The sequence below is a fragment of the Butyrivibrio sp. LC3010 genome, from assembly GCF_000424385.1.
Lineage (GTDB): Bacteria > Bacillota > Clostridia > Lachnospirales > Lachnospiraceae > Butyrivibrio.
Genome location: NZ_AUJU01000026.1, coordinates 77,737 through 89,168, shown reverse-complemented (window position 1 = coordinate 89,168; position 11,432 = coordinate 77,737). Strand labels below are relative to the sequence as shown.

Here is an 11,432-nt window from a genome sequence, read left to right as displayed (position 1 = left end):
CGGCTGATTCACCCTTCCAAAAAACCATTCTTTAAATCATTCCTTCAATGGCGTTCAGGCATCCTGACAGCATTCGGATATGACCCATTGAGTTGTCCAAAGTGCAGCAGCACCATGAAATTTCTCGAATTGCGCTTTAACCACAAACGTGTTTCTCTCGAAGACTTATATGAAAAGGCAATGGGAAAATGCCGTCCCAAAAGCAGAGCTCCATCCTCAAAAATCAGTAGTGTTCCCTCGTATTCCTGCGCATGATAAAATCATGCTAGGAGGAACAGCCATGGCCAGTAAAGAACTAATAGCAAAGCTTAGAGAGAAATACATCCAAAACCCGCCGGAAGGCATGTCGGCGAATGAAATCCGCGAGATGGATGATGAAGACCTTCTCGACATGGATTACTTTATGCATGAAGATGATGAATTCTTTGATGAGGTAGATTGGTAATTCAAAACCAACATACCTCCGCTTTGCGTGGCCCGGTCTTGCCGGGCCTTTTAATTCAAGGTTTCGCCGCCAAGGCGAAATTTCCTATTAAATAAAAAAAGCAGCCGCACATAAAGTACGACTGCTTTATAGTTATTAAATTATTCCTGCTCAGCAATAGCTTTATCGATGTCTACAGAAACAACATCGCCATCCTCTTCAACTTCCTTCTCAGGAGCAGTAAGAGCCTTGATGCTAAGGCTGATCTTACGATCTGCTTCGTTGAAGTCAACAATCTTAGCTGTTACTTCCTGGCCGATGCTAAGTACATCTGAAGGCTTCTCAATATGCTCTCTTGCGATCTGTGATACATGAAGAAGAGCATCAATTCCGGGCTCAAGCTCGATGAATGCACCAAAGTCGGTCATTCTTGCAACCTTACCGGTAACTTCATTGCCAACAGCATATTTTGAGTCAGCATCCTTCCAAGGATTCTCATCATCAAATTTTCTTGAAAGAGCGATCTTACTGCCATCAATAGCCTTGATCTGAACTTTAACTTTATCGCCAACCTTGAAAGTCTTCTTAGGATTCTCTACACGGCCCCATGACATCTCAGAGATGTGAAGAAGTCCGTCTGCTCCACCAAGATCAATGAATGCACCAAAGTCTGTCACATTCTTTACAACGCCTTCTACAACGTCGCCAACACCGATTGTCTCAAACAGCTTCTTAGCCTGCTCAGCCTTCTCAGCTGTGATGAGCATCTTGCGATTACCGATGTATCTTCTACGCTTCGGATTATATTCTGTTACAACGAACTGGATCTCCTGACCTTCGTACTTAGAAAGATCCTTCTCGTAGGTGTCTGAAACAAGGCTTGCAGGGATAAAGATGCGAACCTCATCTACAACTACTGTAAGACCACCATCAAGTACCTGTACAACCTTAGCTGTAAGTACTTCCTGATTGTTATAAGCTTCTTCAATGCGCTTATTACCTCTGTCGAGGGCAAGGCGCTTATATGACAGGATAACCTGACCGTCTGCGTCATTGGTCTTAAGGACTTTGACATCCATTGTGTCACCTTCCTTAACTACCTGAGTCAGATCGATACTGTTATCATTGCTGTACTCGCTCTTTGTAAGTACGCCATCTGATTTATAGCCAATGTTAAGAATAATCTCATCAGGCTTCACAGATATAACAGTGCCTTCAACGACCTCCCCCGTATGAATTGTTTTGAACGACTCATTGAGCATTTGTTCAAAAGATTGTTCTGACATGATTCTGAACCTCCTCGATAATGTTCTTTGGGGTGGACGCCCCGGCGGTTATTCCCACTAGTCTAACCGCTTTAGGAAGATCCAAATGCAAGTCATCCAGTGTTTGAATAAAATATGTATTTGCACATTTCTTACTGCATATCTCATACAGTTTCCTTGAATTAGAACTGTGCGCTCCGCCAATCACTATCATAGCGTCAACCTGACCGGCAATTTTCTCTGCTTCAGCCTGTCTTTCTTCTGTTGCACTACAAATAGTGTTCACAACAGTAACATTGTAGCGCGAATTAGAAAATTTATCAACGGTTTCTTGAAATTTATTTGTGTTAAATGTTGTTTGGGAAACTATACACAGATTAGTTCCCTCCGGAATATCAAGATTTTGAGCTTCTTCAGGGCTCTCAACCACAAAATAAGGCCCTTTTGCATAACTCACAATTCCATCAACTTCCGGATGTTTTGCACTTCCGACAACCACAATTGTCTTTCCTTCGGAACTTTCCTTTGCAACAATCTTGTGAATTCTCTTTACAAAAGGACAAGTTGCATCTATAACTTCAAGACCGCGCTGTTCTATCATATCATAGATTTCTTTCCGAATACCGTGTGATCTTATTACAATTATACCATCAGTAAGCTTATCAAGTTCATCCGGTCCTTCAATTACGCTTACTCCCTGTTTTTCAAGATCTGCTACAACTGTCTCATTGTGTATTATCGGACCGTATGTATAGATTTTCTTTCCATTATTTTTCCTGATCTGATCGTAAACCTCATCTACTGCCCTGGTTACGCCAAAACAAAAACCGGCATGCTCTGCAAGTATTACATCCATATTGCATAGTCCTTTCTATATTTCGACAGTTTCTTTACTTTTCTTTATATAGTGAAATAATTTTATCAGCAACTTCTTCGATAGTCATATATGAAGAATCTATTTCCACGGCATCATCAGCCTTTTTAAGAGGAGAATTCTCTCTTGTCATATCTCTGTGATCCCTGTCTTTAATATCCTCTTCTATCTCATCAAGATTGCAGCTTACGCCCTTTTCAACAAGCTCTTTATATCTTCTCTCAGCACGAACTCTTGTACCTGCTGTCAGATATATTTTAAGCTCAGAATCAGGAAGTACCACAGTACCGATATCTCTGCCATCCATAACAACATTGGTTGTTTTGGCCTGCTTTCTCTGAAGCTCTACGAGTTTTTCCCTGACCTTAGCATTGGCGCTGGTTATGGAAGCCATAGCGCTAACCTGCTCCGTTCTAAGCTGTGAATTAACGTTTTCACCATTTAAGTATACAACCTGCTCACCATTCTCGTAACCGATTGTTATATCTGCCGTATCAATATTTTTCTCTATGGCAGCATTATCATCACCAGACACTCCATTTCTTATCATATGAACAGCCATGGCGCGATACATTGCCCCGGTATCAATATAAATAAAACCAAGCTTTGCAGATACTATTTTTGCTATTGTGCTTTTGCCTGCTCCTGCAGGTCCGTCTATAGCTATACTGTTTCCCATAATTAACTCCTAAATATTATTGAATTTCTTCAAAAATTCGTCTATTGCACCATGCCACCGCATGGTAAAAGGCATATCCTGCGTTTGATAAACAAAGTATATATGCTTATTCATCCAACGCAGCGTGCTCTCCTGCAAGATGACCTGTTGACCAGGCAATCTGCAGATTAAATCCTCCGGTCTGAGCATCAACATCTATCACTTCGCCTGCAAAATAAAGCCCCTTTATCTTTTTGGACTCCATCGTGGAAGGATTGATATCACTTGTGGAAACACCACCTCTTGTGATAATGGCCTCAGGAAAACCTCTAAGGCCTGCCACATTTAACTTTAAATTCTTTATAAGAGAAACAAATTCAAGTCTTTCCTTTTTAGTAACTGCATTTACCTGCTTATCCGGATCAATTCCGGATAATTCTACCATAACAGGTATCATTTTGGATGGGAACAGTGAATTAAGACAGTTTTTAAACTGCCTGTTCTTCCCATTCTCAAACTCTCTTTGTAATCTCTTATCAAGCTGTTCTTCCGTAAGTGCCGGTTTTAGATCAAGATGTATAACATAGGAATATTTATTTCCCTTTTTATCTGCTTCTTCATAGTAGCAACTTGAAGTAAGTATAAGTGGTCCACTCACTCCAAAATGCGTAAACAGCATTTCTCCAAAGCCGTCATATACATACTTCTTTTTCTTACCCTGACCATCTGCCGGTATCTGCTCAAGCTTCACATTTACATTTTTTAGTGAAAGCCCCTGCAGAAGTTTACACCAGTCTTCTTTGACCTCAAAAGGAACAAGGGACGGTGTTGTCCTGGTAACCTTATGTCCTAATTCTTTTGCAAATCTAAGACCGTCTCCGGTTGATCCGGTGGAAGGATATGATAATCCTCCGGTACAAACTATTACAGAATCAAATTCACAGATTCCGGAGTCTTCAGTAACCACGCCCTTTATTCGTCCATCCTCAGACACCTGAATCCATCTGACTTCATCCTGATATCTTATCTCAACTTTATTCTTCTTAAGAAGCCTTACCAGCGTACTTATAATATCCGATGAATGATCGGAAACCGGAAATACTCTGTCTCCACGCTCAGTCTTTAATTTGCATCCATTTTCTTCAAACAGGCTCATAACCTGCGTATTATCAAACCCGTATAATGCACTGTAAAGAAATTTAGAGCCATGGGGTATCTTATCAAAATATTCTGATATATCGCAGGCATTGGTCACGTTGCATCTGCCCTTACCTGTAATATATATTTTTTTCCCGGGCTTTTCATTTTTTTCAAAAATAGTGACGGCTGCTCCGCTAAGGCTCGCGGAAATAGCCGCCATCATACCGGCTGCTCCGCAGCCAATTACAGCAATCTGCTTCATTAAAAAAATCTCCCTCAAGAAAGTCTGAAGGCTTCATAAGCTGATTCGAGCATGGCAACTGAATCTGCTTCTTCCAGGTCGTAGTCACCTGTTACAGCCATACAACCAGCGCCGTGAATAAATATCCACATCTTCATAAAGAGCTGCTCAGCATCAGGCACCCCCTGATCCCTGGCTCTTGAAACCTCACGGACCACATTCTCGTCCGTTCCGTTAACTATGTCATACATACTAACGCCTTCATTGGCATCAGTTGAAATAAACAGCAGTTTAAACAGGTTAGGATTCTTCTGAGCAAAAGTAATATACCCAAGTCCAAGATCAACAAAAGGGGTATCATGAGTCTTCTCAATTTTTCTGCAATACTCTTCAAATGTTCCGACCGCTTTGGTAATTACATCTTTTTTCAGCTGATCCATATTATCATAGATTCTGAAAATAGGCTGTGTAGAGCAGCCTGCAGCAGCCGCAAGTCTTCTTGAAGTAATCTGATCAAAGCCTTCCTTTTTTGTTATCTTAAATGCCGCATTTACAATTTCTTCCTGTGTAATAGTGGCTTTTCTGGACATATACTTAACCTCCGTTTAAATGCTTTTTCGTATCATGCGTTATTATTTTAGTGTTTCAGACAGTTTATGTCAATTACAAAATAAAAAGCCTCCGGTAATTCGAAGCTTCACTAACAATACCTTGCAAAGTGATCTTCGAATTACCGGAGGCAAAATTCAATAAGTTATAGATTCCTGTTTTTCCTCAGAAAAACGGGAATCGTATTGGACCAGGTCCTCGCGAAGCGAGGGGCGTGTCCTGCCGAAGGCAGGATTTTTGTGGGCGATTTCCGCTTTTGCCCACAAAAAGTCATGCTATAACATCAACTACCAGTTTAAGGATAAACAGAGCTGCAACAATATATGTTGTGAAGTGAAGCTCTCTGAACTTTCCTGAAAGCATCTTGATGATTACATAGAACAGTACACCAAACATGATTCCGTCAGAAATACTTGAAGCACATATCATGAAAATGATGGTGATAAATGCCGGAATAGCCTCTGTTAAATCATCAAAATCAATGCTCTTTATAGGAGATATCATCATAACACCTACTATGATAAGAGCAGGAGCTGTAGCTGCACTAGGGATTGATCCAAACAAGGGTGCAAGAAACAGTGAAATAACGAACATAATTCCTGTAACTACTGCAGTAAGTCCTGTACGTCCGCCTTCTGCAACACCTGCTGAACTCTCTACGAATGTTGTAACGGTAGATGTTCCAAGTATTGATCCAACAGTTGTGCCTATAGCATCAGCCAAAAGTGCTTTCTTTGCGTTAGGAATTGATCCATCCTCTCTTATGATGTTTGATTTACCTGCACATGCAATAAGTGTACCAACTGTATCAAACATATCAAAGTAAAGGAATGTAAATACTACTGTTATAAAATCGAGTAGTGTCTTCTGGTTTGAGAAAATTTCAGCAAAAGCAAACTCACAGAAGTAAGGTGCCGGAGGAGTAAAGCTTCCACCTGCATAAGTTGTCACACCAAAAGGAATACCGATTAAAGTAGTAATCAGCATACCAATGAGAAGTGCTCCTCTTACATTGATTGCAAGAAGGAATCCTGTGATAATGATACCGATAATAGCAACTACCGGAGCGCCCTTATACCACTCAGGATTGAGTGCTGTAAGATTGCTGGGATCCGCAATAATAATACCTGAGTTTTTCAAACCGATGTATGCAATAAAAAGACCGACACCGGAACCTATAGCTTTTTTCAGGTTATCAGGAATACTGGTAACGATTGCTTCTCTGATATTTGTAACAGTAAGGATTATAAACACAAGACCTTCGCAGAATACTGCTGACAATGCCCACTGATATGAATATCCCATGCCAATACATACGGTATAGGAAAACACGGCATTAAGTCCCATTCCTGCAGAAAGAGCAAACGGAAGATTTGCCGTAAATCCCATAACAAAGGATGCTATTGCTGATGCTATTGCAGTAGCAGCAAATACCTTGCCAAATTCCATTCCTGAATCTGACAGGATTGCCGGATTAACAGCAAGGATATACGCCATTGTCATAAATGTTGTAATACCTGCAATAATTTCCGTTCTCACCGTGGAATTATGTTTGGTGATCCTAAAAACTTTTTCCAACATGTTTTTGTTCCTCCAAAATATAAACATATACTTGTACTTTTGGTTTTTGCACAAGCCATACAAAATATATCACAAAAAAGAGAGGTGGAAAAGCCTCTCTTAAAAGTAAGTATTAATTTCACCCAAAAAAGGAAAAGCATCTATGAATCAATCCTTTAAACAATTCATAAGGAATCCTTGCTTTGCAAGAACCTGATCCAATACGATTCCCGTTTTCCTGATGAAAAACAGAAATCTAAGCATTAACGATTTTACCGAAATCAGGTTTAAGTGATGCGCCTCCCACAAGTCCGCCATCTATATCGGGCTGTGAAAAAAGCTCTGCTGCATTGGAGGCATTAACGGATCCGCCATACAAAATACGTACTGCATCAGAAGTATTCTCATCATACATTTCCTCTATGCACTTACGAATTGTCTTACATACTTCCTCAGCCTGCTCAGATGAAGCAGTCTCTCCTGTTCCGATTGCCCAGATTGGCTCATATGCAATGATCATATTTTGTACATCTATTTTAGATACACCTGCAAGTGCTGATTTTATCTGCATTCTGATAAAGTCTTCTGTCAGATCAAGTTCTCTTTGCTTAAGTGTCTCTCCGCAGCAAAGAATTGGTGTTATACCATGCTCAAATGCCTTAATAACTTTCTTATTAATCTCTGCATCTGTCTCATTATTATATTCACGCCTCTCAGAATGACCAAGTATTACAAACTTAACCCCTGCACTTTCAAGCATTGCAGGAGAGATTTCTCCGGTGTAGGCACCGCTTTCTTCAAAATGCATATTTTGGGCGCCGATCATGATATTTGTGCCTCTGGTAGCGGTGATTGCAGTCACGATATCTATTGCCGGGACGCAAACAACAACATCTGCTTCCGCATCTTCAACAAGAGGCTTTAACTTACTTATAAAACCAACTGTTTCTGCAGGCGTCATATTCATCTTCCAGTTGCCTGCAACAATTCTTTTTCTAGACATTTTCATACTCCTCTTAATAACATCAAGCTCACACGAAGCCAAAAATCTCGCTAAGTGCTCTGCTTAAATCAGAAAAGCCAATGTCCGTTTATCCAGACACTGGCTCTTCAAAATATGCTTAGATTCTCAATTAAGCATTAACGATCTTACCAAAATCAGGCTTAAGTGATGCTCCACCGATAAGTCCACCATCAATGTTGGGCTTTGAAAGAAGCTCAGCTGCATTGCCTGCATTCATTGATCCGCCATACTGAATACGTACTTCATCAGCTGTAGCCTGATCATAAAGCTTAGCAATAAGCTCACGGATGAAAGCACAAACTTCTTCAGCCTGATCAGCTGTTGCTGTCTCGCCTGTTCCGATAGCCCAGATAGGCTCGTAAGCGATAACAAGCTTCTTAACCTGGTCAGCTGTTACGCCTGACAGATCCCATGTGATCTGTCTCTCAATCCACTCCTTGTAAGTACCAGCCTTACGAAGTGCAAGAGACTCTCCACAGCAAAGGATAGGTGTAAGACCTGCAGCAAATGCCTTTTTAACCTTTGCATTGATAAGGATGTCATTCTCACCGAAGATATCTCTTCTCTCAGAATGTCCCATGATAACATACTTAACACCTGCATCAACGAGCATAGGTGCAGAAATCTCACCTGTAAATGCTCCCTTATCTTCAATGTAGAAGTTCTCAGCACCAACGTTAACATTTGATCCCTTAACAGCCTCTACTACAGGAACGATGTCGATTGCAGGTACGCAATAAACTACATCCACATCATCATTTTTAACTAAATCCTTAAGCTCAGCAACAAGCTTTACAGCTTCAGAAGGTGTCATGTTCATCTTCCAGTTGCCGGCAATAATACGTCTTCTTGACATTATATGCCTCCTAAATATATTGTTTAAGTTCTGCTCTCGCTAGCGCTAGAGAGAACTAAGTAGTACACCAGGCGCGAAATACCTCGCCAGGTAATTACTTATCATCTGCTGCAACAACTCCGGGAAGTTCCTTACCTTCAAGGAATTCAAGAGAAGCACCGCCACCTGTAGAGATGTGGCTCATCTTGTCAGCAAAACCAAGCTGGTTAACTGCAGCAGCACTATCACCACCACCGATGATTGTTGTAGCATCTGTCTCAGCAAGAGCCTTAGCAACAGCCTTTGTACCTTCTGCAAGTACAGGGTTCTCAAATACACCCATAGGTCCGTTCCAAACAACGGTCTTAGCACTCTTTACAGCGTCTGCGAAGAGCTCACGTGTCTTAACACCGATATCAAGACCTTCCTTATCAGCAGGAATTGAGCTTGACTCAACGATTGCTGTCTCGATGTCAGGATTGTCGATAGGATCCGGGAAACCTGCAGATACAACTGTATCGATAGGAAGAAGAAGCTTCTTGCCATTCTTCTCAGCCTTTTCCATCATTTCCTTACAATAATCAATCTTTTCATTATCTACCAGTGAAAGACCAACTTCATATCCCTTAGCCTTAAGGAATGTGTAAGCCATACCACCACCGATGATAAGTGTATCGCACTTCTCAAGAAGGTTATTGATAACATTAAGCTTATCAGCAACCTTAGCGCCACCAAGAATAGCTACGAAAGGACGTACCGGATTCTCAACTGCGTTTCCAAGGAAGTCGATTTCCTTCTGCATAAGGTAACCAACTGCACAGTTGCCACCCTTCTCACGAACATACTTTGTAACAACTGCTACAGAAGCATGTGCTCTGTGAGCTGAACCAAAAGCATCACATACATAATCATCGCAAAGATCTGCGAGTTCCTTAGCGAAAGCTTCGCCTGCATCTGAAGGCTTTGTCTCTTCTTTGCCACGGAAACGTGTATTCTGAAGGAGAACTACATCACCCTCACCCATAGCCTCTACAGCAGCAGTTGCATCAGCACCTGTTACATTGTAGTCAGCTACAAACTTAACATTCTTACCAAGCTTCTCAGAAAGGCTCTTTGCTACAGGAGCAAGAGATTCACCCTCATTGGGGCCATTCTTAACTTTACCAAGATGTGAGCAAAGAATTACCTTGCCGCCATCAGCAATAAGCTTTTTGATTGTAGGAAGTGCAGCATTGATACGAGTCTCGTCTGTGATCTCACCGTTCTTAAGAGGTACGTTGAAATCGCAACGAACAAGTACTCTTCTGCCCTTTGCATTGAAATCATCTACAGATTTCTTATTAAGTGCCATTATATTATTCCTCCTTAAATAAAATAAGAATTTCGCTTGCGAATTTACTAAAAAAATGAGGGCCAGGTCCAAACGGACCGGACCCTCTTAAATATACATACTCTGGTTATTATTAAGAAAGTTCATCTTACGCATTATGCGTTCAATCAACCATCTGAGCACTATGTGCTCTCGAAAAACTCGCAGAATAATTATTTAACGAACTTCTCGAAGTACTTGATTGTACGAACCATCTGAGATGTGTAAGAGTTCTCGTTGTCATACCATGAAACAACCTGAACTTCATAGAGGTCGTCACCAATCTTGTTAACCATTGTCTGAGTTGCATCGAAGAGTGAACCAAATGTCATACCAACGATATCAGAAGATACGATCTCATCTTCGTTGTAACCAAATGTCTCAGGATCAGAAGCCTTCTTCATAGCCTCATTGATAGCTTCCTTAGTAACTTCTGTGCTGCTCTTAACTACAGCAAAAAGAAGTGTTGTAGAACCTGTCGGAACCGGTACTCTCTGAGCAGCGCCGATGAGCTTGCCATTGAGTTCAGGAATAACAAGGCCGATAGCCTTTGCAGCACCTGTGCTGTTAGGAACGATGTTAACAGCGCCTGCACGAGCTCTTCTAAGGTCACCCTTTCTCTGAGGTCCGTCAAGGATCATCTGATCACCTGTGTAAGCATGGATTGTTGCCATGATACCAGACTGGATAGGTGCGAAATCGTTAAGAGCCTTAGCCATAGGTGCAAGGCAGTTTGTTGTGCAAGAAGCTGCAGAGATGATGTTATCATCAGCTGTAAGTGTCTCGTGGTTAACGTTATATACGATTGTAGGAAGATCATTTCCAGCAGGTGCAGAAATAACAACCTTCTTAGCGCCGGCATCGATATGAGCCTGTGCCTTAGCCTTTGATGTATAGAAACCTGTGCACTCAAGTACAACGTCTACGCCGATCTCACCCCAAGGAAGATTCTTAGCATCTGCTTCCTTGTAGATTGTGATCTTCTTACCGTTAACTGTGATTGAATCATCACCGTAAGAAACTGAATCTGCATACTTGTACTTACCCTGTGAAGAGTCATACTTAAGAAGGTGTGCAAGCATCTTAGGATCTGTAAGATCGTTGATTGCTACGATCTCTGTTCCTTCGTGCTCAAACATCTGTCTGAATGCAAGACGACCGATACGGCCAAAACCATTAATTGCTACCTTTACTGCCATTTTAAGTCCTCCTAAAATGATTAAAAATATTATATTTGCTGTTACTAATTCTTTACAAAGTGATTGTCAAAAATTTGACAGCAAATACATTTTATCTAACTTCTTGGATTTTTTCAAGTAATCTTTAGTCAAAAACATAAAATATTCAAAAAACAAAATCCTCTTCCATATAAAAGGCAGATAAAAAAATCAGGCCAAAGAAATAAAATCATCATATGATATTTTATATAAAAA

11 protein-coding genes are annotated in these 11,432 nt (G+C 40.9%); 1 reads left to right on the top strand and 10 read right to left on the bottom strand.

All coding sequences use genetic code 11. The features are described 5' to 3' along the window. Positions 1-280 precede the first annotated feature (280 nt). Positions 281-445, top strand: a complete 165-nt coding sequence (locus G622_RS26220; RefSeq protein WP_170832732.1) for a hypothetical protein — start codon at positions 281-283, stop codon at positions 443-445. A gap of 140 nt (positions 446-585) precedes the next feature. Here the strand turns inward: G622_RS26220 and rpsA are convergent, their stop codons facing one another. The 10 genes from rpsA to gap all read right to left on the bottom strand — a co-directional run bounded on the left by rpsA (position 586) and on the right by gap (position 11,198). After that, the gene (rpsA, locus tag G622_RS0116030; protein WP_026511547.1) at positions 586-1,710 is read right to left on the bottom strand and encodes a 30S ribosomal protein S1; all 1,125 of its coding nucleotides are present in this window, start codon (positions 1,708-1,710) and stop codon (positions 586-588) included. After that, complete coding sequence (gene ispH, locus G622_RS0116025; RefSeq protein ID WP_026511546.1) at positions 1,691-2,545, bottom strand: 4-hydroxy-3-methylbut-2-enyl diphosphate reductase; 855 nt, start codon at positions 2,543-2,545, stop codon at positions 1,691-1,693. Before ispH ends, rpsA begins: the two co-directional genes overlap by 20 nt. 34 nt (positions 2,546-2,579) lie before the next feature. Then, positions 2,580-3,242: a (d)CMP kinase gene (gene cmk, locus G622_RS0116020; protein WP_026511545.1), complete on the bottom strand. Its 663-nt coding sequence runs from the start codon at positions 3,240-3,242 to the stop codon at positions 2,580-2,582. A gap of 106 nt (positions 3,243-3,348) precedes the next feature. Continuing rightward, positions 3,349-4,623, bottom strand: a complete 1,275-nt coding sequence (locus G622_RS0116010) for an NAD(P)/FAD-dependent oxidoreductase (protein WP_026511544.1) — start codon at positions 4,621-4,623, stop codon at positions 3,349-3,351. Between the two features lie 14 nt (positions 4,624-4,637). Then, positions 4,638-5,192 (bottom strand): TetR/AcrR family transcriptional regulator, encoded by a 555-nt coding sequence (locus tag G622_RS0116005; RefSeq protein WP_026511543.1) that lies wholly within the window; start codon positions 5,190-5,192, stop codon positions 4,638-4,640. 289 nt (positions 5,193-5,481) lie between these two features. After that, positions 5,482-6,792: an NCS2 family permease gene (locus tag G622_RS0116000; RefSeq protein ID WP_330363626.1), complete on the bottom strand. Its 1,311-nt coding sequence runs from the start codon at positions 6,790-6,792 to the stop codon at positions 5,482-5,484. 235 nt (positions 6,793-7,027) lie between these two features. Next, on the bottom strand, positions 7,028-7,774 hold the full coding sequence (gene tpiA / locus G622_RS0115995; RefSeq protein WP_026511541.1) for a triose-phosphate isomerase: 747 nt from the start codon (positions 7,772-7,774) through the stop codon (positions 7,028-7,030). 130 nt (positions 7,775-7,904) lie between these two features. Next, a complete protein-coding gene (gene tpiA / locus G622_RS0115990; protein ID WP_026511540.1) occupies positions 7,905-8,651 on the bottom strand; it encodes a triose-phosphate isomerase in 747 nt (248 codons plus the stop codon). A gap of 94 nt (positions 8,652-8,745) precedes the next feature. Further along, on the bottom strand, positions 8,746-9,981 hold the full coding sequence (locus tag G622_RS0115985; RefSeq protein ID WP_026511539.1) for a phosphoglycerate kinase: 1,236 nt from the start codon (positions 9,979-9,981) through the stop codon (positions 8,746-8,748). A gap of 191 nt (positions 9,982-10,172) precedes the next feature. Further along, on the bottom strand, positions 10,173-11,198 hold the full coding sequence (gene gap / locus G622_RS0115980) for a type I glyceraldehyde-3-phosphate dehydrogenase (protein ID WP_026511538.1): 1,026 nt from the start codon (positions 11,196-11,198) through the stop codon (positions 10,173-10,175). Between the last annotated feature and the right edge of the window lie 234 nt (positions 11,199-11,432).